Consider the following 25,900-nt stretch of genomic DNA (forward strand, 5'->3'; position numbering starts at 1 on the left):
TTTAGTAAGTGAATTCATCAGTAAAAAAGCCCGCAATGCGGGCTTTTTTACTGGGTTTGGTTGTGCCGCCAGCGCTATTTCATTGCCAGCATTATACGCTTGGTGTTGTCAAGCTGCTGCAATCGTACCTCGGCAATTTTCATGAATGCGTCTTTTTGGTTGGCGTCAATGGGACGCGCCTTTGGCAATTCCACTGTTCTGGGGTTGCGGTGTACGCCATCGACCAGAAATTCGTAATGCAGGTGTGCACCAGTAACCATGCCGGTGGAACCCAGATAGCCTATTGTTTGCCCTTGCTTGACCATATCGCCTTTTTTCACCCCGCGCTTCTTCAGGTGTAAGTATTTGGTGACGTATTTCTCGCCGTGTTGCACGAATACATAATTGCCATTGAAGCGGTTGTAAGATGCTTCAATAACCTTACCATCTCCAGAGGCCATTACCGGGGTGCCAACTGCCGCCACGTAGTCTGTGCCATTGTGTGCTTTCCAACGTTTCTGAACCGGGTGAAAGCGGGCTTTGGTGAAATTAGAACTCACGTACTTAAAGTTGATGGGCGCGCGCAGGAAGCTCTTACGCATACTGCGGCCTTCAGGCGTATAATAGTTGCCATCGTCGTGTTGAATTGCAACAAAACGTTCCCCCTGGTTGATAAACTCCGCGGCCACAATGTCACCATAGCCAACAAACTCACCGTCGATGTAGTTTTCTTCATAGACAATGTTGAAAATATCGCCCTGGCGAATGCCCACTGCGAAATCGATATCCCATCCGAAAATACCAGCCAGATGCATAATTTGATTATCTGTGAGACCGGCGTCAACGCCTGCGTTCCAAAAACTGGAGTCAATCTCCCCTTGGGCGAAACTGTAGCGGGTTTCAAATTCTTTCGCTTCTAATTCCGCCGAGAGTTCGCCACTTTCTTCATTGCGTTCTATTCGCAGGGTTTCTTTGAACGACACGGCGTAACGCAATCCACTGAAACTGCCGTCCTCAGAAGCGCGAAGAGAAAGTTCATCGCCGGGAATTAGGGTCACCAGTGTTTTTGCTAATTCACCTGCCTGGGTGACGTCATAGGTATCTCGTGCGGAAAATCCCGCGCGTTTGAAAATTTTGGCAAGGGTGTCGCCACGGCCCACGCTGTAGGTTTCCCACTCTCCATCGTCTTCTTCAACGAGTACGTCGGTGGTGTCCAGGACAGATAGTTCAAGGGGATAACGTACACCGGCATCTAACACAAGGGATTCCTGATGGCGACTTGCTTCTACTGGTTCAGAGGGGAGTAGGATAAGCCCGCCAAGAAACACAGAAGCAATTACCAATCCGGTGCGGTGTGGTTTGGGAAGTGTTTTAAATGTTTTTAGCACCACGGTATATATCAATCTCATAGTTTTGCTCAATTCGAGAATATCGCGTTACACTGCGACTTTCCACCTAAGCGCCTAAAATTTACGGAACATTCAATAATCGGCGCGTATTTTTGATGTTCAAGACTTTCAAAGGTTCACCGGGATGCGTAAAATGCCCCGACTAAATTTTTCCAGTAAATGTAACAGGTGTGGAATAAGCATGACCGATTGGCAAACCGCTTTAGCTGAAATAAAACGAGGTACGGACGAAATCCTGCCTGAAGAAGCGTTAATTGAAAAACTCAAGTCTGGCAAAACGCTGACAATAAAAGCTGGTTTCGACCCTACTGCGCCTGATTTGCACTTAGGTCATACGGTATTGATCAACAAACTCCGCACCTTTCAGCAACTGGGCCACAACGTGGTATTCCTGATTGGTGACTTTACTGGTCTTATCGGTGATCCTACCGGTAAAAATGTCACACGCAAGCCATTAAGCAAAGAACAGGTATTGGAAAACGCAAGAACGTATCAGGAACAAGTGTTCAAAATTCTAGATAAAGACAAAACCCAGATACGATTTAACTCAGAGTGGATGGATGCGCTTGGTGCGGCGGGTATGATTAAGCTGGCAGCCAGTCAGACAGTGGCGCGCATGCTGGAAAGGGATGATTTTAAAAAGCGTTATACTGGCGGTCAGCCCATTGCCATTCACGAATTCCTGTATCCACTGGTTCAGGGATACGACTCGGTAGCATTGAAATCAGATGTTGAGCTGGGTGGTACCGACCAGCGTTTCAATTTGCTTATGGGTCGGGAGTTACAGAAAGAGAATGGCCAGAGCCAGCAAGCAATAGTGATGGTACCTTTGCTCGAAGGTCTCGACGGCGTCCAAAAAATGTCAAAGTCGCTGAACAACTACATCGGTATAACCGATGCGCCTAACGACATGTTTGGCAAAGTGATGTCAATTTCAGACGACCTCATGTGGCGCTATTACGACTTGTTGAGTTTCCGGCCATTGGCTGAAATTGCTGAACTGAAAGCAAAGGTTGATGCAGGAGCGAACCCTCGTGACATTAAAATTGAATTAGCCAAGGAAATTATTGCTCGTTTCCACGATGACGCCGCTGCCGAGGCCGCGCATCAAGATTTTGTACAGCGTTTTCAGAAAAATGCTATTCCCGATGAGATGCCTGAAGTGGCGGTATCAATGGGCAGTGATGGCATTGCTATTGGTAACTTATTGAAAGAAGCTGGTTTGGTGGCATCAACATCTGACGCTATGCGCATGATAAAACAAGGTGCTGTTAAGATTGACGGCGAAAAGGTGCAAGACGCGCGTTTGATAATCAGCGAAGCCAGTGAGAGCGTGTATCAGGTTGGAAAGCGGAAGTTTGCCAGAATAACGCTGACTGCGTAACGGCGGAGTTTAGTTGTTTATTACGCCCGCGTTACGCGGGCTTTTTTTTTACGCAAATTTTAAGGTGGTTGATAGCGCTCAATGACAAAGGGCAACGAGAATTAGAAAGTCAGTAGCATTTCCGCGCCCTCACACTCACAATAGCCAGGGCATACTGGGCAATCGTAACCCTCGTGAATAGAGGCATGTCGCCACTTACCCGGATGTTTGGCGATGAGTTTTCCGCCGTTCTTACTAAAATATCGGTACGCGCTGTTTCCCGGGCTTGCCAACCAAATGTGTGCTAATCCGGCTTGAGCGCCCTGGGCTTTCGCCTGCTCTTTGGCCAGGCCGAGCAGGGTGCTGCCAATGCCGCAACCCTGCAACTTGTCATCCACCGTGTTGCACTTAAAATAGCAAACTCGACCTGGATCCACAGGCCACTTATCAATTGAACACCAGTTATCGGGCTGCCACTGAGAGTGAGCGAAGGTCAAACGAAAGCCTACGACGGCATGGTTGTACATTGCTACAAAGCTGGCGTTGATATCGTCGTGCCAGCTTTGCTTGTACATGGTTTCAAGGGCTGGCAGGGAAAGATAGCCTTCGCCTTGGATACGGTTTCCCAGCGCTATCACACCGTCAAAGTGTGCTGGTGATAAGGTGTGGTAGCTTATGTCAGAAGCTTTTGGATTATGGGTTGTCATCTTTAATACCGTCGAGGTGGAAATCGAGTGCTTCTACGGAAATAAGGATTTCTCGCACAGACATCCACAGGGAGTACATGAGGCAGACCAGGCTGGAAGCGAAAATCCAGTTCCCGGCTATTTGGTAGGTCAGGTATATAGCCAGCATTGACAGCACGCAAAGAAAAAAGCTCACTACGCCGGCAATTTGCATACGCTTAATAAATAAGATCCGCTGGCGGAGGTTTCGGATTTGCGCTTCTGTATTTTCGTCCCGGTTTTCCCGAGCGAAATTCCTAATAATGGTCGCCAGTGTTAAAAAGCGATTGGTATAAGCCAGAAGCAGTAATGATATGGCCGGAAAGAGCATTGCCGGCGTTGCGATATCTATTTGCATAGTAACTTATTTGCCCAGAATCAAAGCGCGGAATAATAACAGTTTAGTGGCATTTACGCTATCCGGGGCGGGCAGTGAATCGCAACTACATTTTGTCTACTGGCAAGCCGGCTTCCGTCCAGCCCATCATGTCACCTTCCAGATGGGTCACCCTTAGAAATTGCTTTTGCTCAAGCATTTGCATCGCTATAGTAGCCCGTCGGCCAGTTCGACAGTAAATGATGATGGGTTTGTTTTTGGCGTCATTGAGTTGTTCAACAAAGCCGTTAATTTCGTTGTGCGGCATATTGATGGCACCGGGAATATGCCCTTGTTTATATTCTTCTGGTGTTCTTACATCAATGAGTAACCATTCATCTGCTTTTACTTTTTCCAACAGAAAAGGCGTGGCTTCTACGGATGGAAATCCCTCGGCTTCCGCCGGGTAGTAAAAACTGACCAGTAATTCTGTCGTCGCCAGTATTATTGTGGCAAATATCAATTTTCGCATAATGCCTTCCGTTAGGTGAAAACACAGGCCGTTGCACGGATTATCAGAGGATGTTGATTCGCTGGTATGTTGTCTCTGATGCGCAGATCTGATCTAGTCTGCCAGTGTTAATTTATTCACTACTGTATACCAATATTATCGCTTATTGCTCTGACCAGTACATCGGAATCTGTGTTCACCTAAGTTGCCCCCTGTTGGAGTACGTGAAGCAGCGTTAAACACAAGATACTTAAACCGCAGAGCAGAAGTGTCGCCCGAACTATCGCCCTGCGACAATAGGTAAGATCAGACAATCTTACCTCGCGGCTACCGCCAACCCTGCTATAGCGAATTAAGTTGTCTGAATAAAATGCAGGGCCGCCCAGTTTGATGCCGAGTCCTCCTCCTGACAGTGCAAGCAGCCATGATGTGGTGTCCTTTTGCCCACAACGCTTCCAAGCTTTGAAACTGGCGACGGGGTGAGTAACCGATGCAAACAGGCACGCGCCGACAAAAGCCGGTAGTAGAGCCATCAGTCGACTCATTCGACGTACGGGAAGCGCAAACCAATAGTACCCCGGGCGCCGCCAGTGCCATTGCCAGGTGAAAACAAGTAGCAACCGAAATAGCAGCGCTAAAACGGGGCCGCCAATGAGGAACCACATCACTACACCACAAAACTGATAATAAAAGCGCAGTAGATAACTTTCCATCGCCGCTTTTGCAATGCCCACTTCTGATAAGCGTTGGCAATCTCTCGCAACCATATTGCTAACGGCTTCACGGGCCAACACTTTCTTTCCATTTGCAAGGGCGGTAACCACTTGATTGTAACGCCAGCGAACGCCAGCAAAATCCAACGCAGAAATAAGGATGATAGCTTCAAAAAAAATTGGGTATTCAGCCATGTACACCAACATTGCCAACAACACGGTAAAGGGGGCAATCAATACGATTGCCCCTAGTGCGCCAGACACTTTGTGCTGTGAGGCAGGCTCGGAAGCTCCGGGACGTACCTTTTTTGCCATTCCGTCTGCCAGCAGACGAAACAACGTTAAAGGATGGTACTTCTCAGGCCAACGCCACACGCTGTCAATGGCAATAGCCGTTAACAAGACAGCAAGAAGTTGCAGGACAGTACTATTAACTATGTTTTCCATGGGAACGCTTCGAAGAGGTTTACTGCTCAGGCCAGTCGGGCAATCATCCCCATAACCAGTTCTGCAGAGTGTTTAGCAGCAGTTTCAAGGTATTCCTGAAATGACACTGTCGACGTTTTTCCCGCGATATCAGATAGAGAACGGATTACCAGAAAAGGTGTGGAGAGCATAAAACAGGTTTGTCCGATGGCGGCGCCTTCCATTTCCACGGCTTTCATTGTTGGGAAAGTGGTTTTGATTTTGGTTGCCGCTTGGTCTGAACCCACGAATGCGTCGCCGGTGCAAATTACGCCTTTGGTGTGTTTTGCATGACCGATGGCGCTAGTAGCTGCAGCGGCAGCGTCGATAAGGCGAGTATCGCAATCGTACTGGGCTGGCATGCCAGCACATTGACCCATTTCATAGCCAAAATGGGTGATGTCCACATCGTGGTATTTTACTGCGGTGCCTATCACCAGATCTCCTATATCAAGCTTTGGATCAAAGCCACCGGCAGAGCCCGTATTGACAACAAAATCAGGAGAGAACTGTTCTATAAGCGCGGTAGTTGCAATGGCTGATGCGACCTTGCCGATACCGCACTTTACCAAAACGACATCGGCGTCGTGCAATGTTCCGGTGTAAAATGTAAGGTGCTTCCATTGGTGTGTTTCACAGTTACTAAGCGAAGCCTGTAGCAGTGCGACTTCCTGATCCATCGCGCCTAAAATACCAATTTTCATAATGTCATCCACAAAGGGTGAGCGCATCGAACACAGTTTGATGCGGCAAATTAAACTATATGGCTAATGGTAATATGAAAGACGCAAAACTGACAGAAGTTGAAAGAAAATAGGCCAATAACGTTGGGGGACGTTATTGGCCTTAGGGGCTCGGAGCCATACAAAGTCAGATTAGGCAGCCGCACGGCTTGAACGCAACGGACGGGTAGGGCGTTTCGGCGGCGCAGGGTTGTGGATTGGCGCTTGCGCCAGGCGCTGTTGTTTGCGGCGGTACATCACGAGTTTTGCTTCAATACACTCGCGAATTTCTTCCAGGCTGTAGCCTGTCTTTACCTTGATCCTGGCGTGAGGTAACCCAGCTGCGTCAAGGGCACCGGAAACGAAAAAATCACGCTGAGATTTGTATTTGGTCTTACCATCGTTATAAACGAGGTCGATGGCCATAATGGGGGTCATATCATCTTTGTCACACAGCACAAAATCGAGTTGCTTCGACGATGCTCGTGCCATCGCTGAGGTCGCCTGCTTTTTGCCTGCTTTTGCCCGTACGGCTAGTACATCGCTGAGACGGACCCGACAAACAATGCGAAATTCTCTACCCACTGCTTGTTCGATAAGTTTGAGAAAGTTGTGCTCGACAGGTGTAAACAACTGAGGCTTGCTTCTAAACGGAAAGCTAACGCCGCTGTCTGACAATTTCATGGCGCCTAGCGCCACTACTATTAGTAACATCATCAAAATGATTGCTAATTCCATAATATCCCTCGCCAATACTCACTAATGCGTCAAAAAACTGACAATGTAAGTGTCAGAAACCTGTTGTGGAAGGAAATTGCAAAGCAAATGCCAATTCGACGAAATGCCATTTAATATTAATGCACTATTGTATGGGAGCAGTGGAAGATGAGGTTACCTTGCAGTGGTTATCATCATGTCTACCTGTGAGCCGTCGTTATCTGGTGAAATGATAACCCTCACTGAGTTGTTGTCTGCGGTGAGCAATGTGCGGCCCTGAACAGTACTGCGCACTTCTAAGCCGGGATACGCATCGCGATAATGGTCAACCAGTACCTGTTGTGAGTCCTGTGAATAAAACACCATCGTTGCAGGGTAGCCTGAATCAAATCGTTGGCACAGGGTCGCATTTGATGGCATGGATACCGTGTGAAAGTCGGTTGGGCATACCTGAAATGCCGCGGACGAAGCAAGCAAAGCCGGGGAGTATGTGGCGGAAGATATCGCCATTGCACAAACGAGGATTAATGCTTTCATATTTTCGCCCTACTACCGATGTTGATGTATCAGAAAGTTATACTTCAATATAACTATATCAATATGCCTGATGTCAACAACCCTTCTTAGGTATGGATTTTTATATGCGAGTATCCACAAAAAAGGCCAGGTAAATTTATTTACCTGGCCTTCTTAAATGTTGGAGCGAAGGATTAAACGTTCAGGTAATCCATGATCCCTTCCGCTGCTTTTCTGCCTTCGTCGATAGCCGTTACTACCAGATCGCTGCCGCGCACCATATCACCACCGGCAAATATTTGCGGGTTAGATGTTTGGTAGGCATACTTGCCCTTGGCAGGCGCTCTGACACGGCCTTTTTCGTCAAGAATAATGCCATAGTCAGCAAACCAGCTGGCAGGACTAGGTTGGAAACCAAAGGCAATAATGACCGCATCGGCTTCCAGCACGTGTTCCGAGCCTTCCACTTCAACAGGGCGACGGCGTCCATTAACATCAGGTGGCCCCATTTCCGTTTTTACCAGTTTGACCCCTGCGGCATGGCCATTGTCATCTATTGCGATATCCAGAGGTTGAAGATTGAACATAAACTCAACCCCTTCTTCTCTTGCATTAATCACCTCACGGCGAGAGCCGGGCATGCTTTCTTCATCGCGTCGATAGGCACAAATAACCCGTTTGGCCCCCTGTCGGATAGACGTGCGGACACAGTCCATTGTGGTATCACCACCACCGAGGACAACAACGGTTTTGCCTTTCATATCAACAAAATCGGCAGGGTCTTTTTCAAGTCCCATCACCCGCTTCGTATTGGCGATAAGGAAAGGTAGGGCATCGAAGACACCTTCGACATGCTCATTGTCAAAACCGCCTTGCATCGATTTATAGGTGCCCATGCCCAGGAAAACGGCATCGTAGTCGTCCAGTAGTGTTTGAAAATCTACGTCTTTTCCTATTTCCGTGTTTAGTACGAACTCCACTCCCATTTCAGTGAAAATATCACGACGACGTTTGATAACGTCTTTTTCCAACTTGAAAGAGGGAATGCCGAATGTCAGCAAGCCGCCGATCTCTTCGTACTTATCGAACACAACCGGTTTAACCCCGTTGCGAACGAGTACATCAGCACAGGCAAGGCCGGCAGGGCCTGCACCTACGACGGCCACCTTCTTGTTCGTCCACTCTACATCAGACATATCCGGGCGCCAGCCCATTTTGAACGCGGTGTCGGTGATGTACTTTTCTATACTACCGATAGTGACTGCACCGAATTCGTCATTTAACGTACAGGCGCCTTCACAGAGCCGATCCTGGGGACACACACGGCCGCAGACTTCAGGCAGGCTGTTGGTCTTGTGAGACAATTCAGCAGCTTCCAGAATTCGGCCTTCATTGGCCAGCGCAAGCCATTGCGGAATATAATTGTGAACCGGACATTTCCATTCACAATATGGGTTGCCACAGTCCAGGCATCGATCTGCCTGTCCTTCTGTTTGAGATTGCGTTAATGGTTGATAGATTTCAGCGAACTCACCTTTGCGCACCATGATAGGTTTCTTAGGCGGATCAATCCGTTCAACATCAACAAATTGGTATACATTTTTAGCCATTACTTCACCTACCTCTTGTTATTGTGCCTGGATCCGCAGCTCGTCACTTGAGCGGCTGATGTGACCCAATAAGTTTTTCACTTCACTGGTTTTCGGTTTAATTAACTTAAAGCGTTTCAGTGATTCGGTGAAATTCGTGAGTAACGACAAGGAATGCTCACTTCCGGTCTCTTCGTAATGCTGGTTAATCAGGCCGCGTAAATGCTCTACTAAAATCACTTTATCGCCGATGTCCATAATTTCAACCAGCTCTGGATTTACCCGGTCTTCCAGGTCGTTTGCTTCATCGTACAGGTAGGCGAAGCCGCCGGTCATACCCGCGCCGAAGTTCACTCCCACGCTGCCCAGCACAGCAACAATACCACCAGTCATGTATTCACAACCGTTGTCACCTATACCTTCCACAACGGCGGTCACCCCTGAGTTTCGCACTGCAAAGCGCTCACCCGCACGGCCTGCTGCAAACAGTTTTCCGCCGGTTGCACCGTACAGGCAAGTGTTCCCCATGATGGCACTGTTGTGAGCATCGAAGTTGATGTTTTTGGGTGGATAAATAACCAGTTTGCCGCCAGTCATGCCTTTGCCAACATAGTCGTTGGCATCACCCTCTATACGCATGTGGAGGCCACCTGCATTCCACACTCCAAAGCTCTGACCGGCAGTACCGGTAAACTGCACTTCTACCGGCATGTCTTCCATGTCATGGTTGCCGTGATGTTTGGCAATTTCGCCGGACAGCAACGCACCCACAGACCGATCGGTGTTGCGAATTGGGTAATTCAGACGTATGCCTCTTCCTTCCCGCACGGCCTTTTGGGCGTCAGTGAGAAGCTGCGCATTCAATTCGCCTTTATCCATCGGTTGGTTAGTTGTTTCTGAACAGAACAGTCGCGTATGTTCACCTTCTTTTGGTGTTACCAGCAGCGGTGATAAATCCAACTTGTTTTGCTTGGCCGTAATACCATCGATGATCTTCAGTAAATCAGTGCGGCCCACGAGTTCATCGAACTTGCGTACGCCCAGTGCGGCCATTATTTCCCGCACTTCCTGCGCAATAAACTTGAAGTAGTTCATGACCATTTCAGGTAAGCCAATGAAATGATCATCACGCAGTTTTTGATCTTGCGTTGCAACACCCGTCGCACAATTGTTTAGGTGGCAAATTCGCAAGTATTTACATCCCAATGCCACCATAGGGCCAGTACCGAAACCAAAGCTCTCCGCACCCAAACAGGCTGCTTTGATCACGTCCAATCCGGTTTTTAAGCCGCCATCAGTTTGCACGCGAACTTTGTGACGCAAGCCATTTTCGATTAGCGCCTGTTGAGTTTCTGCCAGACCCAGTTCGAAGGGACTTCCTGCGTATTTTACCGATGTCAGCGGACTTGCGCCAGTTCCGCCGTCATAGCCTGAAATGGTGATGAGATCTGCATAGGCTTTCGCAACACCGGTGGCGATAGTGCCTACACCGGGCTCGGATACCAGCTTCACTGAAATCAGGGCTGACGGATTGACTTGCTTGAGGTCAAAAATAAGCTGAGCCAAATCTTCAATTGAGTAAATATCATGGTGGGGCGGCGGTGAAATCAGGGTTACGCCGGGTACAGAGAATCGCAGTTGTGCAATGTACTTATTCACTTTGTCGCCAGGTAACTGACCACCTTCACCCGGCTTGGCGCCTTGGGCTACTTTAATCTGAATAACATTCGCGTTCACCAGGTAGTGAGGAGTAACGCCAAAGCGTCCCGATGCGACTTGCTTAATCTTAGAGTTTTTCTCAGTGCCGAAACGGGAAGGGTGTTCACCACCTTCACCCGAGTTCGACTGACCACCCAAGCGATTCATGGCAATAGCCAGTGCCTCGTGAGCTTCCGGGCTTAGTGCGCCAATAGACATTGCAGCAGTGTCAAAGCGAGGGAACAGATTTTCAGCACCTTCAACTTCGCTAATATCAATTGGGTCACTGGGGGAATTTAACGCCAGTAAGTCGCGGAAATGAGACGGCGCGCGTTCATTCACGTGTTTGGCGTAAATTTGGTAATCGGCATAGTCACCAGAGACCACAGCCGTTTGCAGAGACTTCACCACGTCCGGGTTGTAAGCGTGATATTCGCCATCGTGGACGTATTTGAGTAATCCGCCGTGTGAGAGAGGTTTCCGCTTCAGCCACGCTACACGAGCCAGGTTGATGGCGTCCTGTTCAAAATCGTCAAAACCCGCACCCTGAATGCGTGAAGTTACGCCTTTAAAGCACAAATCCATAACGGTTTTATTAATACCAATGGCTTCGAACAACTTAGCAGAGCGATAACTCGCCACAGTACTGATACCCATTTTGGACATGATTTTATACAAGCCCTTATTAATACCTTTGCGGTAGTTCAGCACGGCATCGGTAACTGAGCAGGTGAGTTCACCTTTCTCACACAGTTGCTCAATGGTTTCGTAAGCCAGGTACGGATAGATCGCGGTGGCGCCCAAACCAATAAGTACGGCAAAGTGATGCGGATCACGCACACTACCGGTTTCCACAACAATGTTGGCATCACACCGCAAGTGGCTCTCGACCAGTCTGCGGTGAACCGCGCCAGTTGCCATCGCTGCCGGAATAGTAAGTCTGTCTTTCTTAATGTTTCTGTCAGACAGAATGACAAAGGCCGCGCGCTTCTGTTTCACCAAGTATTCTACTTCGTTACAAATGCGTTCAATAGCTTTGCGAAGGCCTTCTTCCTGCTTGTACTGCAATTCTACTTTTTCAGAGTAGTAGTGTTCAGGATTAAATTCCCGCAGTTGTTTCAGGTCGGTGTACACCAATACCGGAGAGTTAAACAATACCCGGTTCGCATAACCCGATGTTTCACTAAAAACATTTTGTTCGCGACCAATACACGTGGCCAGTGACATTACGTGGTTTTCCCGCAAAGGGTCTATTGGCGGGTTTGTCACCTGCGCAAACTGCTGGCGAAAGTAGTCGTAGATAGTACGTGATTTAGAAGACAGCACGGCCATTGGGGTATCGTCGCCCATTGAGCCAACGGCTTCCTGACCATCTTTGGCCAGTACTTTAACGACTTGTTGAATTTCTTCGTAGCTGTAGTTGAACAGCTTGTGGTAAACGGCAATGGTGTCATCATCAAACACGCGCTTACCCAGTTCGGAGGAATCGACCTCTTCAATAGGAGCAAGGCGTCTGATGTGCTTTTCCAGCCACTCTTTATAAGGATGACGGTCTTTTAGATCGGCATCAATTTCGTTAGATCGCCAGATTTTGCCGTTGTAGGTGTCAACGGCCAGCATTTCACCAGGTCCAACGCGGCCTTTTTCAACCACGTCGCTTTCGTTGTAATCCCAAATACCGACTTCCGACGCCAGGGTAATGAAGCCATTTTTGGTAATGACATAACGGGCCGGACGCAAGCCGTTGCGGTCTAAGTTACACGCAACGTGTCTGCCGTTTGTCATAACGATGCCCGCAGGACCATCCCACGGCTCCATATGCATGGAATTGAACTCGTAAAACGCGCGAAGATCGTCATCCATTGTGGCGTTGTTCTGATAGGCTGGCGGCACAAGCAGACGCATGGCGCGGAATAAATCCATACCGCCGGCGAGGAAGAGCTCCAGCATATTGTCCAAAGACGACGAATCAGAGCCTTCTGTATTAACATACGGGGCGGCGTCTTTTAAATCGGGGATAAGTGGCGTCGCAAATTTACCGGATCGGGCCATTGCCCAGTCGCGGTTGCCTTTGATGGTGTTAATTTCACCATTATGGGCTAAAAAGCGAAATGGCTGTGCTAAAGGCCACTTAGGTAACGTGTTGGTTGAGAAGCGCTGGTGGAATACGCAAATTGCACTTTTCAAGCGCTCGTCTGCCAAGTCTGCATAAAAGGCAGGCAGGTCACGAGGCATGACGAGACCTTTGTAAATCGTCACCAATCCTGACAAACAGGCAACATAAAAATCGGGGTCGGTTTCAAGACGCTTTTCTGCGCGTCGACGAACCATATAAAGGCGGCGTTCTAAATCGCGCTTGCGCCAGCCCGCGGGTGCATTTACGAACACCTGTTCGATTTGAGGTACACCGGTAAGCGCCAATTCCCCTAACACACTGTGGTCTACAGGCACTTCTCGCCAGCCCACAACCGCCAGGGTTTCCTTTTCCAGCTCTTCGTTTAATACGTCCCTGGCTTTCTGAGCCAGGGCGTTATCCCGACTCAGAAAAATCATGCCTACAGCGTATTTTTTACTTAGCTTCCAACCGTGTTCCTCGGCTACCTCGCGAAAAAAGGCATCTGGTTTTTGCAATAGCAACCCACAGCCATCGCCTGTTTTACCATCAGCAGCAATACCACCACGATGCTGCATTCTGTCCAGGCCCTGAATTGCAGTTTCTACCAGTACATGACTGGCTTCCCCGTGAGTGTGGGCGATGAGACCAAAGCCACAGTTGTCCCGGGAATCGTTGGGATTATATAAACTCATCTTAAAAAAACTCCTTCAACCTTCGACTGGGCAAGGTATCTGCCGGATCGTCGCCAGCATATGGGACGCATCACAAACGTTCTTGTGACGTTCTACAGAACGCCTGATTATTTGATTTTTTATTATTAGAAAATGCCAGTCGCTAACCGCATTTTTATGCACTATTGCACAGCGGGCCGTACAAAATACATACATTGCTATGCAAAAGCAAATGATAAAAAGCGGAGGTGGCAATTCTTCCTGCTTATTTTGGGATAAAGCTTTTAACTTCAGTATCTTAACAAAAATTTAAAGATGTGCGTATTTTGTTCGTTACGGCTAAAAATGGTCCAGTTAAAACTGTTTACGGAATTTAAACGCCATTTTGATTTTGCACATAATGAATAAACATTCGTTATGTTTGATTATTTATTAGGAATATCAGGCTTGAAGTGAATGTTTATTTTACTGGTTCTAAAAATATACAGGGGAGTTGTTCAGAGTGCAAAGGTTTGCTTAACACTCTTGTCATGAAAAAAAGTCATAATCCTCATATAAAATGAGGTGTGGAGACCCACAAAGCAGAAAAGTTGGAGAAAGTTTGCGCAATTGCAAACCCGCGTGCAATATGGCCAGAATTTTGCTTTTCTAAACTGAGCCAGTAGCTAACGATATCCCGAAACGGAGATATAAAAGGTGTACTGGCGGTCTTGTACAAACTATCGTTGTAACTTAAAAGTGGAGATAACATTATGTTTTACAGTATCTTAGATGAAGAAGATATGGATGGCATCGCAGTGCCAGGGTATAACTAAATGCGCGTTTATGAGGCGGCTGTGAGCAATTCATATTAGATCGCAGCTCGCCTTGCCTCTTTTTAGTGCGCCTGGTGTCGCCAAAACACAACAACCCTTCTTTTCGTTTTCTTTTCCGCCCGATAATTCGTTTAAACTCAGTGGGCTTTGCCTGCCTGACGTGATATAAGTGCTACTAATTAAGATTTAATTTTGTAGTTTGTTGCTATGCATCAAGATTCCCCAAACGACTCCTGGGCAATTAAATTTGCTCAATTCATAAAGCGATTCGGAACATTAAAGCTCAGTATAGTGTTCGTCGTCGTTACGCTGGTGTTCACCCTTGTTGGTTCTTATGTAATAAGAGTTGCTTTGGGTTATGAAGTACAGCCTGATGATTTTATTATCGCTGTGGTACTCACTATGATATCTGCGCCCTGGGTACTGTATTTTTTGAGTGAACTAGTTAAGCAGTTGGAAAATTCACGCACAAATTTAAAAGAAGTGGTCAGCCAGCTTGAACACCTACGCGAAGAAGACGTGTTTTTGAACCGCGAGTTGCAAAGTAACATCCGACAACTCAATCACGAAATGGAGCAGCGTCGTAAAGCCCAGGAAGAGCGGGAAGCCGTTTTTAAAGATTTGGAAAAAGAAATTGTCGAGAAATCTCATTCTGAACAACAGGCCCGGCATTTGTCCACGTTGCTCCGGTCGATCATTGATGCCTCTCCAGATTTAATTTACTACCGCAATGAAGAAGGGCGTTTTGCAGGCTGTAACCGCATAGCAGAAATGTTGACAGGAAAAACGGAAGAAGAATTGGTTGGGCTGACTCTACACGACGTCTTCGAAGAGGATTTGGCCAGTCAAATCGTTGCATCTGACCACGAAGTACTGGAAACCAACGCCAGTATGACGGAAGAACTATGGCTGCGGTTTGCAGATGGACGTCGCCGTTACTTCGAAATGAAACGCGTCCCGTTTTTCGACAACGAAGGCACTCGTTTGGGGCTGCTGGCATTTGGTCGTGATATGACGGAAAGAAAACAGGCTGAAAATGCCGCGGCGAAGGCCAGTACCGATAAAACCCGGTTTATTGCCACCATTTCTCACGAATTGCGAACGCCTCTAAATGGTATTGTGGGCCTGAGCCGAATGCTAAGGGATACAGACTTAACGGATGAGCAATTTAGCTGGGTGAGTACTATTTACGCCAGTGCTATTACACTGGGGAATATCTTTAACGATATTATTGACTTAGATAAGCTAGACAGGGATAAGCTCGAGCTCAGTCTGAAAACCGTTTCACTGCGGGATTTTACCCAGGAATTGGCTAGCATTATTCGATTACTGGCGGCAGATAAGTCGCTGGAACTTATTACTAATATTGAAGAGCCGTTGCCTCAGTTGGTTGAAGTGGACGGCACGCGGTTAAGACAGATCCTTTGGAATATTCTGTTTAATGCGGTGAAGTTTACGCAGAAGGGTAACGTGAGTCTTAGCGTTTCAGCCACCCCAGCCAAAGACGATATGACAATAGTTACATACATTGTCGAGGATACCGGCGTAGGGATCCCAGACAGTGAAATCGAAAAAATCTTCGCCATGTATTATCAGGTTGATCACCCTGACCACCAGTCTGCCACGGGAACAGGTATTGGTCTGGCTATCTGTAAACAAATGGTAGATTTAATGAACGGGGAAATCCGTGTCTCCAGTGAAGTGGGTCATGGCACCCGTTTTGAAATTGAATTGCCGTTGCAGATATCCAAGCGTCCCATGCAGGTTTCGAAACTTCTGGTTACAGATTTAAATATTTTGCTGGTAGAAGATATTGAGCTGAATGTTATGGTAGCTAAAGCGTTGCTGGAGAAGCTGGGTCAAACTGTCGATGTTGCGATGACCGGCCAGGAAGCTATCGACAAAGCAAGAGAGAATCAATACGACCTAATTTTGTTGGATATTCAGTTACCCGATATGACAGGGTTCGACGTTGCAAACACCCTTAGAGACGAAGATCTGGTGATGGGAACGCCTATGGTAGCTTTAACGGCAAATGTGATCAAAAAGCGGGAAGAGTATTTGCAAAATGGCATGGATGATGTCATTGCCAAGCCTATTAAGAAAAGTCGCGTAATTGAGGTCTTTAACAGTTTGTTCACCGAGCCTGCCGCACCGCTTCACACCGAGGTAGAAAAGAAACCGAAAAGTGACAACAGCAAAGCCCTGTCGAATATTCTCGATATGGAACTGCTGCAAATGCTGGTAGACACTATAGGTGAAGATATGGTGCGGGCAAGCGTCAAGGTATTCCAGGAGAAAATGCCTGAATACATGGAGATCCTGCAACTGAGTTTAAGCGCGGATGAAAAATCAGAGGTGTGTTCTCAAGCGCACAAAATTAAGGGCGCTGCAGGTTCAGTGGGTTTAGCCAGGGTCCAGCGGATAGCAAATCAGATCCAACAAGGCGATCACCCCGCATGGTGGCAAAATGTACACGATTGGGTTGAAGAATTGCAGATGGCAGTGGGTCACGACATGAAATCACTTCACGAATGGATTAACTCACAGATGATTGACGATTAGGAACAAGCAATGGAAGGCGTGGCGTTTTCGAACCAGCAAGTGGGAATGAATAAATTACCTGAAATAGAGCATCAGCTTTTTGAGCCGCTATCGCCAGCATACCGAAAACTCAATCTCATGGTGACAACTGTGATTTTTAGTGTTTTGGCGTTGTTGGTCTCTGCTATTCGCTTTCAGCCTTTTGTTGAATTACCGGAACCGCTGAAGTTCGCATACCCAATTGTTCTGGGAGGAATACTGGGTATTGGTACGCTGTCTTTTATGTACCACTGGTTTGCTGATAAACGTATTTTGTACGCCCTTAGGGAACAGGATTTGTCTTTGCAAAAAGGACTCTTTTTTCGCAGTCTCGCGTGTCAACCCGTGCTTCGCATACAACACATTGAACTCAAGCGAGGGCCATTAGACCGCTTGGTTGGCCTGGCTAAGTTACAGGTGTTTTCGGCGGGCGGCGCGGGACATACCTTTGAAATTCCCGGCCTCGCGGTGTCGCAGGCACAAAAAATCAGGCAATTTATTTTGGCGCACAAGGATGTGGGCGCTCGTTAATGAACGATGTCAATGCAGCAGAACAGTGCTCTGATAGCGGCAGTTGGCGGCGTTTGTCACCCATTGCCATTGTGTATTTTATTGTGTCGAACATCATTCAGTTTGTCCGCCAGTTTATTGTGGTTATTTCTGCTTTGGCCTATTCGGCTTCTACTGCCGAGCTACAGAACACTGCTTACTTCGTACCTGTTGTTAGTGCGTTGTTGCTGTCTACGGTTGTCAGTGGCGTGCTTAGCTATTGGTTTTATCAGTATCGCATTCGTCAGCAACACGTTGAAATTCGCTCCGGTGTCATAAAGCGCAGAAATATTAATTTGCCTTTTTGGCGAATTCAAAACGTGAAAATCCTCCGGCCGTTCTACTACCGCATCACCGATTACGTCGTGATGGTACTCGATACAGCCGGTTCGGCAGACGAAGAAGCCAAGATTGTGGCAGTATCGTCTGGTTATGCGCAGCGACTCAAGCAGCAGATATTGTTAACGACTTCGCAATCTTTGCAACAAGATCATTGTGATCGCCCGGGTGATTCTTCGCCCGCAGAGGCGGGAAGAGAACAGGCCCACTTCGACGAAACGGTGATAAACCGCCGCAGCGTGACAGATTTGATTCTGCATGGCCTGACAAACAACCGAGTTTGGATCATCATGGGAGCCCTGGCCCCTTTTTACGATGATATTGCCGGTGGAATTTACGGTTATATCGACAAGCTTGGTTTGTCACTGGATGCGTTGGTCGTTGACGAGCATGTCGCATGGTGGCAGTTGTCGTTATACGTCATTACTATGATGGTATTGGTATTGGCGATGATGGCATCGGTGTCTGTGATTGGATCTATATTTACCTATTACAACTTTACTCTTAGTCGCACCGCCGACCGGTATATACGTCGGTCAGGTTTGTTTTCTCAGCAAGAAGTCAGCATGCGCGAGAGCCGGGTACAGAAAGTCGCGATCAAGCAGGATTGGCTCGATTACCTCCTCGGGCGGGCAAATTTCTTTTTTGAACAAAATAAAACCGGAGATAGACAAGAGCAGGAGTTGAGCGCGTCCAATAAAATGCTGGTTCCGTCAGTTACCGAAAGTGAAGCCCGATTTTTGGCAGCGGATATTATGCCCGGCAACGCAACGTACGAGGCTCACTATAAGCCTATCAGCATTCGTTTTGTCACTCGTTATTTCTTCCTCGCTGTTATACCACTGTTTGCAAGCCTGACTGTAGCCGGGTTTCAACGGGAGGGGATTGCGATCTTATTGGTGAGTATTCCGGTTTCTTTGCTGTTACAAGCGCTCATATACTGCCGTTGGCGGCGTTGGGGCTACCATATCGACAATCGATATCTTTATGTTCGAAAAGGGATTATTGGAATCGACAGATATTGTTTTGAACTGCACAAGGTGCAGCAGGTTGTGGTGACTCAAAGTGTGTTGATGCAACGCAGAAGTTTGGCCAACGTTCGATTTGTATTGGCCAGTGGCGACGTGAGTATTCCCTTTCTTCCACAAGAAGATGCGTATTCGTTGGCAAATAGTGTCTTGCTGGAAGTCGAAACCCAACGTCGTTCTTGGATGTAGCGTGTTACGCTCTCGCTACAGGGTTACTCAATGCAGATACATCGAGTGACGCCAGCCAGCCCATAGTGCGTTGAACGAGGCTCCTGTTGGCCCTGTTAAACAAAGGGAGGTGGTTGTGTAGCCAATGGGCGAGCAGAGTTTCATCAGCCTCTTCACTGGCTTCAGCCGCCATCCCCAGTACAAATAAATCAGCCAACGCAATAGTCTGCTCCGCCGCATTGGCTTTGCAGATTTCCCGAGTTTGAATGGCTGACAAAGTGTCGGGTGAGAGTTGGTCCGGAAGGTTCAACCTAGCGATTTGATCAACTGTACGCGCCACTTTTTTACCAAAAAACAGTCCTATTTCATCAATATCCGTGTAGCGGTCGCGATGGGAGCGGAGTAACCATGCCACCGCCAGCATTTCGCGATTGTGGGGCAGCTTACTCAGTTCTGCAGCCAGTGCTTTGGGCTGATCGACAAAGCTCTCACCAGTATGACGGCGAAAATGACCGGCGAGGGCGTACTTTCTCGCCGTAAAAAGCGCTGCGGACGACACGTAATCATCTTCAACTAAAATGGTTTGCATGGAAATTCCTCTTACCTGCAATGTGTTAGTTACGTCATCAGCCTGACGTGCAGTGCAAGAGGTAGTTCAAAAAACGTGCCTGTTTATTAGCCGAATTTTTGACGTTTACTCAGCACGGGTGTCTGAAAATACAGAGAGCTTATGTAAATAGTCGGTTTTCTCCGGTTCAGTTAACCAGGAAACGGAAAATGCGTTTGCGGCCAGTGTCAGAATTTCGTCTTTGGTAAAGTTCCCTTCTTCTTGGAGCGCAATAAAATTCTCATTGAGGTAGGCACGGAAATAGGCCGGATCATCGGAATTGATGGTGGCAAGCATACCCTTAGACAACATAGTTCTAATTTCCTGAGAAGTCAGAGATTGCACCACAAAGCGATTTGATACCGGGCACACCGTTAGACCTAATTGGCGGGCTTTAATTTTATTGCACAGCGCATCGGATTCCAGCGCATTCACACCATGGTCGATGCGATCTACCTGAATGTCGTCAAGTACCTGCCCAATATGCTCAAGAGTATTTTTCTGATTAACGTCACAGTGCATGGTGAGTTTCAGTCCCCATTTCCTGGCGAGGGCGAACACCTCTTTAAACTTGACCGGGGGGTTGTTGTATTCGTCTGAATCGAGGCCTACACCAACTAACCAATCTATATAGGGCTTTGCCATAAGCAAATGCTCCATGGCTGAATCTGCAGACATATCGCGCAGGAAGCACAGGATTAGCTTCGACTTTATGCCCAGTTTTTCCTGCGCGGCAACCTGAGCGTTGTGAATGCCAGTAATTACCGTTTCAAAGGCAACGCCGCGGGTAGTATGGCCTTGGGGATCAAAAAACAATTCTGCATAGACAATGTTTTGCGATGCCGCTTTTTCAAGATATGCCCAGGTCAGGTCAAAAAAGTCTGACTCTTCTTGTAACACGCTCATTCCGGCGTAATAGATCTTGAGAAAAGAGGGAAGATCGTGAAAGTCATAAGCCGCAATGAGCGCTTCAGGTGTTTCAAAGGGCAGGGATATGCCATTTTTCTCTGCCAGGGAAAAACTCAGTTCGGGTTCTAATGTCCCTTCCAAGTGAACGTGGAGTTCTGCTTTTGGCATGTTTTCTATAAAGTTGCGCATGGCTATTGTCCTGTGGGTGGTAGCTGTCTTAGAACGAATAAGCAAGTTTAATACCCTTGCAGAGGGAAGGACACCATGCCTGACAACCGCCAGAAATCAAGGCATTCCCGTTAGTACCCAATATGCAAATAATGCGCAGAAGAGCACCAACACAAAAGCGCACTAAAAGAGTGCGCTTTTGTGCCATAAGGTGTACCGATTATTCTATCTTTTCGTTGTAGATAGGCTCGTCGGGAATGCATACGCGACCTTCCATTAGCACGCGAGCACTGCGACTCATCGACACTCTTTCAATGCGCCAGATACCATTTTCCTGCTTCGCTTTAGCGCCAACTTTAAGCGTGCCTGACGGATGGCCAAATATCACTTCAGTGCGTTTACCCCCACCGGCGGCGAGGTTGACAAGCGTACCTGGAATGGCGGCAGCTGAACCGATGGCAACGGCGGCGGTGCCCATCATAGCGTGATGCAGTTTTCCCATAGACAGCGCTCTAACATTCAGGTGAATATCCTGCTTTGCAATGGCTTTTCCACTGGACGCAACATAATCTGCAGGCGCACTTACAAAGGCCACTTTGGGCGTATGTTGACGGCTGGCGGCCTCGCTGATGTTTTCTATCAGGCCCATTTTTAACGCACCGTAAGCGCGAATGGTTTCGAATGTCGACAGCGCCCTATTGTCACCATTGATATCTTCCTGACACTCTGTTCCCCGATAACCGATGTCAGTTGCATTCAGAAAAATAGTGGGGATCCCAGCGTCAATCAATGTGGCTTTTACGGTGCCAACGCCCGGCACGTTCAGTTCGTCGATAAGATTGCCGGTGGGAAACATATCGCCGTCGCCATCGGCAGGATCAACGAATTCAACTTTTACTTCTGCGGCTGGGAACGTAACTCCATCCAGTTCGAAATCGCCGGTTTCCTGCACCATTCCCTGGTTAATGGGAACGTGGGCAATGATGGCTTTACTGATATTGGTTTGCCAAATTCGCACGGTCGCGATGCCATTTTCCGGCACGCGAGCCGGGTCTATCAAACCCTGGCTAATAGCAAAGGCTCCCACGGCGGCGGTGAGGTTGCCACAATTGCCGGACCAGTCAACAAATGGCTTGTCGATGGCAACTTGCCCAAATGTATAATCGACGTCGTACCCTTCTCGTTTGCTCTTCGCAAGGATAACGGTTTTACTTGTGCTGGATGTCGCGCCGCCCATGCCGTCCGTGTGTTTGCCGTAGGGATCCGGGCTGCCAATAACGCGAAGTAAAATGGCATCTCTTACCGGCCCAGGCACCTGCGCTGCAGGTGGTAGATCGGTGACGTTAAAGAATACGCCTTTACTTGTGCCACCGCGGATATAGGTAGCGGATATTTTTCGTTGTGGTGCAAATGACATATCACACTCCTGCTGTCTCTTCCGCTTGCAGAAAATCTTTGGCGAAGCGTTGCAGTACACCTCCTGCAGTGTAAATTGATACTTCCTCTGCAGTGTCTAATCTGCACTTCACTGGCACATTCAGCGTTTCACCGGTAGTGCGACTAATTCTCAGACACAACGCTGCCCCAGGGGCGGGTTCACCGGCAACATCATAGGTTTCGGTACCGTCCAGGTTTAGTGTTTTTCGGGTTGTTCCTGCTTCAAACTCTAAGGGCAGCACACCCATACCAATGAGGTTTGTGCGGTGAATGCGCTCGAATCCTTCAGCGACAATGACTTCAACTCCGGCCAGGCGAACGCCCTTGGCGGCCCAATCACGGGACGATCCCTGGCCATAATCGGCACCGGCAATAATGATTAGCGGTTGCTTGCGATTCATGTAGGTTTCAATGGCTTCCCACATGCGAACAACTTTTCCCTCTGGCTCAATACGTGCTAAGGAACCCTGAACGATATTGCCGTTTTCCTGCACCATCTCGTTGTAAAGTTTCGGGTTTGCCAGTGTGGCACGCTGGGCCGTTAAGTGGTCGCCGCGATGGGTTGCATAAGAGTTGTAATCCTCTTCTGGCACCCCCATTTTCGATAAATATTCTCCAGCTGCACTGGAAGCCATGATGGCATTGGAGGGAGAAAGGTGATCAGTGGTGATATTGTCTCCCAAAATTGCCAGTGGACGCATGGCGGTAAGTTTGCGCTCTGCTGCTAACGCGCCTTCCCAATATGGTGGACGGCGAATATAGGTGCTCTTTGGTCGCCATTCGTAAAGGGGATTGAGTCCGCTGCCGTAGTCCACTTTTAAATCGAACATTGGCTCGTAAACTCGTCTGAATTGTTCGGGCTTAACCGCCGTGGCGACAATATGATCGATTTCATCATCACTTGGCCAGATATCTTTCAGTGTAACCGGGTTGCCGTTTTTGTCGTGACCGAGAATGTCTTTTTCAATATCAAAGCGCACAGTACCCGCAATGGCATAAGCAACAACCAATGGCGGAGATGCTAAGAATGCTTGTTTGGCATAAGGATGGATACGACCGTCGAAGTTGCGGTTGCCAGACAGTACCGCTGTCGCATATAAATCCCGCTCAATAATCTCTTGCTGAATCTCTGGCTTTAAGGCGCCACTCATACCGTTACAAGTGGTGCAGGCAAAGGCCACCACACCAAAACCGAGTTTTTCAAGCTCATCCATCAGGCCGGCTTCTTCAAGATACAGTTTCACGGTTTTTGAACCTGGCGCTAGGGAAGATTTCACCCAGGGTTTGCGAACGAGCCCTTTTTTATTGGCATTGCGTGCTAAAAGACCTGCGGCAATAACGTTGCGTGGATTACTGGTGTTAGTACAGGATGTTATCGCCGCGATGATCACGGCGCCATCAGGCATTTTGCCTTCTTCGATTTCGACGTGTCCGGCAATGCCTTTTGCGGCCAGGTCTGAGGTGGCTAAACGGGCGTGAGGGTTTGAAGGTCCGGCCATATTTCGGCCAACGGACGACAAGTCGAAAGCTAGCACTCGCTCATATTCAGCGGTTGACAGATCATCTGCCCACAAACCCGTGTGCTTCGCGTACCGCTCTACAAGGGCAACCTGTTTGTCATCTCTGCCAGTAAGTTTTAAATAATCGATAGTTTGTTCATCGATGTAGAACATGGCGGCAGTGGCACCGTATTCTGGTGTCATATTGGAAATTGTGGCTCGATCACCAACAGTAAGGCTGGCCACACCATCGCCAAAGAATTCAAGGTACGCGGATACAACCCGTTCTTTCCTGAGGAATTCTGTCAGCGCCAGTACTACATCCGTTGCTGTAATACCCGGTTGAACACGGCCGGTAAGTTCAACCCCTACGATATCGGGCAGACGCATGTATGACGCTCGACCGAGCATAACACTCTCTGCCTCTAACCCGCCTACGCCTACGGCTATGACGCCGAGAGCGTCTACATGCGGGGTGTGGCTGTCTGTACCAACGAGTGTATCGGGAAAGGCAACACCGTCTCTAGCGTGGATCACCGGAGACATTTTCTCAAGGTTGATCTGATGCATGATGCCGTTACCCGGACCAATGACGTCTACATTTTTAAATGCGGTTTTAGTCCAGTTGATAAAGTGGAAACGGTCGTCATTGCGTCTGTCTTCGATGGCACGATTCTGTTCGAACGCATCTTTCTCGTAGCCCGCATGTTCAACTGCCAGGGAATGATCGACGATGAGTTGAGTCGGTACCACCGGGTTTACTTTCGAGGGGTCGCCCCCTTTTGCGGCAATGGCGTCTCTCAGTCCGGCCAAATCTACCAGCGCGGTTTGACCGAGAATATCATGGCAAACTACCCGGGAGGGAAACCAGGGAAAGTCCAAATCACGTTTGCGATAAATCAGTTGAGACAAGGCGTCGGTGAGGTTTTCTGGAGGGCATTTTCGCACCAGGTTTTCTGCCAGTACCCGTGAAGTGTAGGGTAATTTGGCGTAGGCGCCGGGTTCGATATTGTCCACAGCGTCGCGGACGTCATAAAAGTCGATACCTGTTTCAGGTAGCGGTTTGCGGTAATCAGTATTCATACTCGGTCTTCTCCGTGCCGGCGCGTCAGTAGTGTGGGCTACCTGCGCAGTGTTGGCTTAATCGCGCTCATCTATGGCGGGAACAGGGCGATAGTCTTCACCTGTGTACTCCGCTGAAGGACGAATAATGCGGTTGTCTGCGCGTTGCTCCATGACATGAGCGGCCCAGCCAGTGAGCCTTGACATGACAAAAATGGGCGTGAATAACTTGGTGGGAATACCCATAAAGTTATAGGCTGAAGCATGGAAAAAGTCGGCGTTGCAGAACAGTTTCTTTTCCCGCCACATCACTTCTTCGCAGCGAACAGATACCGGATAAAGTACTGTGTCACCCACATCGGCTGCCAGCTTTTCTGACCAGCCTTTAATGATGTCGTTGCGCGGATCAGATTCGCGATATATGGCATGGCCAAACCCCATGATTTTTTCTTTGCGCGCCAACATACCCATCATTTTTTCTTCGGCGTCGTCGGCAGACGTAAACTGTTGAATCATTGCCATGGCGGCTTCGTTTGCGCCGCCGTGAAGTGGTCCGCGCAAAGATCCTATGGCGCCGGTAATACAGGAATGCATATCTGATAAAGTAGACGCGCACACGCGAGCGGTGAAGGTCGACGCATTGAACTCGTGCTCTGCATATAAGATAAGTGAGACATGCATAACCTGCTCGTGAAGTTTTCGTGGCAGTTCTCCGTGCAACATATGCAGGAAGTGACCACCTATGGAGTCATCGCAGGTTTCTGTGTCAATGCGCAGGCCATCGTGACTAAATCGATACCAGTAGCAAATGATGCTGGGAAAACACGCCAGCATTCTGTCGGCAACTTCACTTTGTTCGCTGAAGTCATTTTCCATTTCTAAGTTCCCCAGCATGGAACAACCGGTTCGCAGTACATCCATCGGGTGAGCTTCTTTGGGAATACGCTCCAGGACTTCTTTTAATGCCTGGGGTAAGCCGCGCATGCCTTTTAGTTTTTGTTTGTAGCCAAACAATTCGGTTTTGGTTGGCAACTTACCTTTTAAGATGAGATACGCGACTTCTTCAAATTCACATTGGTTGGCCAGATCCTTGACATCGTACCCACGATAAGTGAGTCCTGAACCGGACACTCCCACGGTGGAAAGGGCGGTTTTTCCCGCTACTTGGCCGCGAAGTCCGGCACCGCTGAGTTCTTTTGCCATTTTGCTGTCTCCCGATTTTTGTA

The 25,900-nt window shown here is 48.3% G+C and carries 19 protein-coding genes; 4 read left to right on the top strand and 15 right to left on the bottom strand.

All coding sequences use genetic code 11. The features are described 5' to 3' along the window. Positions 1 to 74: 74 nt before the first annotated feature. Positions 75 to 1,388 (bottom strand): OapA family protein, encoded by a 1,314-nt coding sequence (locus KO518_RS06335; RefSeq protein WP_216024983.1) that lies wholly within the window; start codon positions 1,386 to 1,388, stop codon positions 75 to 77. Positions 1,389 to 1,569: 181 nt separating this feature from the next. On the opposite strand from KO518_RS06335, the gene tyrS reads away from it, so the two are divergent. Continuing rightward, positions 1,570 to 2,772, top strand: coding sequence for a tyrosine--tRNA ligase (gene tyrS / locus KO518_RS06340; RefSeq protein WP_216024984.1), 1,203 nt, complete (start codon positions 1,570 to 1,572; stop codon positions 2,770 to 2,772). A gap of 101 nt (positions 2,773 to 2,873) precedes the next feature. On the opposite strand, the gene KO518_RS06345 is transcribed toward tyrS, so the two are convergent. The 9 genes from KO518_RS06345 to gltB all read right to left on the bottom strand — a co-directional run bounded on the left by KO518_RS06345 (position 2,874) and on the right by gltB (position 13,531). Then, positions 2,874 to 3,458 carry a GNAT family N-acetyltransferase gene (locus KO518_RS06345; RefSeq protein ID WP_216024985.1) on the bottom strand — a complete coding sequence of 195 codons (585 nt, stop codon included), beginning with the start codon at positions 3,456 to 3,458 and terminating at the stop codon, positions 2,874 to 2,876. Then, positions 3,445 to 3,834 (bottom strand): DUF2721 domain-containing protein, encoded by a 390-nt coding sequence (locus tag KO518_RS06350; RefSeq protein WP_216024986.1) that lies wholly within the window; start codon positions 3,832 to 3,834, stop codon positions 3,445 to 3,447. The genes KO518_RS06345 and KO518_RS06350 overlap by 14 nt, the downstream gene beginning before the upstream one ends. Before the next feature lie 85 nt (positions 3,835 to 3,919). Beyond that, entirely contained in the window at positions 3,920 to 4,324 is a 405-nt protein-coding gene (locus KO518_RS06355) for a rhodanese-like domain-containing protein (protein ID WP_216024987.1), read from the bottom strand. A gap of 179 nt (positions 4,325 to 4,503) precedes the next feature. Beyond that, entirely contained in the window at positions 4,504 to 5,463 is a 960-nt protein-coding gene (locus KO518_RS06360; protein ID WP_216024988.1) for a cobalamin biosynthesis protein, read from the bottom strand. Between the two features lie 26 nt (positions 5,464 to 5,489). Beyond that, entirely contained in the window at positions 5,490 to 6,185 is a 696-nt protein-coding gene (locus tag KO518_RS06365; RefSeq protein ID WP_216024989.1) for a 5'-methylthioadenosine/adenosylhomocysteine nucleosidase, read from the bottom strand. Positions 6,186 to 6,356: 171 nt separating this feature from the next. Beyond that, positions 6,357 to 6,941: a DUF2726 domain-containing protein gene (locus KO518_RS06370; RefSeq protein WP_216024990.1), complete on the bottom strand. Its 585-nt coding sequence runs from the start codon at positions 6,939 to 6,941 to the stop codon at positions 6,357 to 6,359. Positions 6,942 to 7,094: 153 nt separating this feature from the next. Next, on the bottom strand, positions 7,095 to 7,457 hold the full coding sequence (locus KO518_RS06375; protein WP_216024991.1) for a hypothetical protein: 363 nt from the start codon (positions 7,455 to 7,457) through the stop codon (positions 7,095 to 7,097). A gap of 173 nt (positions 7,458 to 7,630) precedes the next feature. Further along, positions 7,631 to 9,046, bottom strand: a complete 1,416-nt coding sequence (locus tag KO518_RS06380) for an FAD-dependent oxidoreductase (RefSeq protein WP_216024992.1) — start codon at positions 9,044 to 9,046, stop codon at positions 7,631 to 7,633. 18 nt (positions 9,047 to 9,064) lie between these two features. Beyond that, entirely contained in the window at positions 9,065 to 13,531 is a 4,467-nt protein-coding gene (gene gltB, locus KO518_RS06385) for a glutamate synthase large subunit (protein WP_216024993.1), read from the bottom strand. 1,001 nt (positions 13,532 to 14,532) lie between these two features. Here gltB and arcB point away from each other — a divergent pair. Genes arcB through KO518_RS06400 form a run of 3 tightly spaced genes read left to right on the top strand, consistent with a single transcriptional unit; the run spans position 14,533 to position 19,013 of the window. Continuing rightward, a complete protein-coding gene (gene arcB / locus KO518_RS06390) occupies positions 14,533 to 16,890 on the top strand; it encodes an aerobic respiration two-component sensor histidine kinase ArcB (protein ID WP_216024994.1) in 2,358 nt (785 codons plus the stop codon). A 9-nt stretch (positions 16,891 to 16,899) separates the two neighbouring features. Continuing rightward, positions 16,900 to 17,439, top strand: coding sequence for a PH domain-containing protein (locus KO518_RS06395; protein WP_216024995.1), 540 nt, complete (start codon positions 16,900 to 16,902; stop codon positions 17,437 to 17,439). Continuing rightward, positions 17,439 to 19,013: a PH domain-containing protein gene (locus KO518_RS06400; protein WP_216024996.1), complete on the top strand. Its 1,575-nt coding sequence runs from the start codon at positions 17,439 to 17,441 to the stop codon at positions 19,011 to 19,013. The genes KO518_RS06395 and KO518_RS06400 overlap by 1 nt, the downstream gene beginning before the upstream one ends. Before the next feature lie 4 nt (positions 19,014 to 19,017). On the opposite strand, the gene KO518_RS06405 is transcribed toward KO518_RS06400, so the two are convergent. The 5 genes from KO518_RS06405 to prpC form a co-directional block, all read right to left on the bottom strand. Next, entirely contained in the window at positions 19,018 to 19,581 is a 564-nt protein-coding gene (locus KO518_RS06405) for a hypothetical protein (protein ID WP_216024997.1), read from the bottom strand. A gap of 105 nt (positions 19,582 to 19,686) precedes the next feature. Further along, positions 19,687 to 20,697, bottom strand: a complete 1,011-nt coding sequence (add, locus tag KO518_RS06410) for an adenosine deaminase (protein ID WP_216024998.1) — start codon at positions 20,695 to 20,697, stop codon at positions 19,687 to 19,689. 199 nt (positions 20,698 to 20,896) lie between these two features. Further along, positions 20,897 to 22,093: a 2-methylaconitate cis-trans isomerase PrpF gene (gene prpF, locus KO518_RS06415; RefSeq protein WP_216024999.1), complete on the bottom strand. Its 1,197-nt coding sequence runs from the start codon at positions 22,091 to 22,093 to the stop codon at positions 20,897 to 20,899. A 1-nt stretch (position 22,094) separates the two neighbouring features. Then, entirely contained in the window at positions 22,095 to 24,695 is a 2,601-nt protein-coding gene (gene acnD, locus KO518_RS06420; RefSeq protein ID WP_216025000.1) for a Fe/S-dependent 2-methylisocitrate dehydratase AcnD, read from the bottom strand. Between the two features lie 57 nt (positions 24,696 to 24,752). Further along, complete coding sequence (prpC, locus tag KO518_RS06425) at positions 24,753 to 25,877, bottom strand: 2-methylcitrate synthase (protein WP_216025001.1); 1,125 nt, start codon at positions 25,875 to 25,877, stop codon at positions 24,753 to 24,755. Positions 25,878 to 25,900: the final 23 nt, after the last annotated feature.

It is taken from the genome of Aestuariibacter sp. A3R04 (genome assembly GCF_018860805.1).
Lineage (GTDB): Bacteria > Pseudomonadota > Gammaproteobacteria > Enterobacterales > Alteromonadaceae > Alteromonas.

What these genes read in the sequence shown, in the direction of transcription:
- KO518_RS06350 (WP_216024986.1), bottom strand. Translation starts at nt 3,834, where the DNA reads ATGCAAATAGATATCGCAACGCCGGCAATGCTCTTTCCGGCCATATCA.
- KO518_RS06375 (WP_216024991.1), bottom strand. Translation starts at nt 7,457, where the DNA reads ATGAAAGCATTAATCCTCGTTTGTGCAATGGCGATATCTTCCGCCACA.
- KO518_RS06395 (WP_216024995.1), top strand. Translation starts at nt 16,900, where the DNA reads ATGGAAGGCGTGGCGTTTTCGAACCAGCAAGTGGGAATGAATAAATTA.
- gltB (WP_216024993.1), bottom strand. Translation starts at nt 13,531, where the DNA reads ATGAGTTTATATAATCCCAACGATTCCCGGGACAACTGTGGCTTTGGT.
- prpF (WP_216024999.1), bottom strand. Translation starts at nt 22,093, where the DNA reads ATGTCATTTGCACCACAACGAAAAATATCCGCTACCTATATCCGCGGT.
- KO518_RS06335 (WP_216024983.1), bottom strand. Translation starts at nt 1,388, where the DNA reads ATGAGATTGATATATACCGTGGTGCTAAAAACATTTAAAACACTTCCC.
- tyrS (WP_216024984.1), top strand. Translation starts at nt 1,570, where the DNA reads ATGACCGATTGGCAAACCGCTTTAGCTGAAATAAAACGAGGTACGGAC.
- KO518_RS06380 (WP_216024992.1), bottom strand. Translation starts at nt 9,046, where the DNA reads ATGGCTAAAAATGTATACCAATTTGTTGATGTTGAACGGATTGATCCG.
- KO518_RS06370 (WP_216024990.1), bottom strand. Translation starts at nt 6,941, where the DNA reads ATGGAATTAGCAATCATTTTGATGATGTTACTAATAGTAGTGGCGCTA.
- acnD (WP_216025000.1), bottom strand. Translation starts at nt 24,695, where the DNA reads ATGAATACTGATTACCGCAAACCGCTACCTGAAACAGGTATCGACTTT.
- add (WP_216024998.1), bottom strand. Translation starts at nt 20,697, where the DNA reads ATGCGCAACTTTATAGAAAACATGCCAAAAGCAGAACTCCACGTTCAC.
- KO518_RS06405 (WP_216024997.1), bottom strand. Translation starts at nt 19,581, where the DNA reads ATGCAAACCATTTTAGTTGAAGATGATTACGTGTCGTCCGCAGCGCTT.
- KO518_RS06360 (WP_216024988.1), bottom strand. Translation starts at nt 5,463, where the DNA reads ATGGAAAACATAGTTAATAGTACTGTCCTGCAACTTCTTGCTGTCTTG.
- KO518_RS06355 (WP_216024987.1), bottom strand. Translation starts at nt 4,324, where the DNA reads ATGCGAAAATTGATATTTGCCACAATAATACTGGCGACGACAGAATTA.
- KO518_RS06400 (WP_216024996.1), top strand. Translation starts at nt 17,439, where the DNA reads ATGAACGATGTCAATGCAGCAGAACAGTGCTCTGATAGCGGCAGTTGG.
- KO518_RS06365 (WP_216024989.1), bottom strand. Translation starts at nt 6,185, where the DNA reads ATGAAAATTGGTATTTTAGGCGCGATGGATCAGGAAGTCGCACTGCTA.
- KO518_RS06345 (WP_216024985.1), bottom strand. Translation starts at nt 3,458, where the DNA reads ATGACAACCCATAATCCAAAAGCTTCTGACATAAGCTACCACACCTTA.
- prpC (WP_216025001.1), bottom strand. Translation starts at nt 25,877, where the DNA reads ATGGCAAAAGAACTCAGCGGTGCCGGACTTCGCGGCCAAGTAGCGGGA.
- arcB (WP_216024994.1), top strand. Translation starts at nt 14,533, where the DNA reads ATGCATCAAGATTCCCCAAACGACTCCTGGGCAATTAAATTTGCTCAA.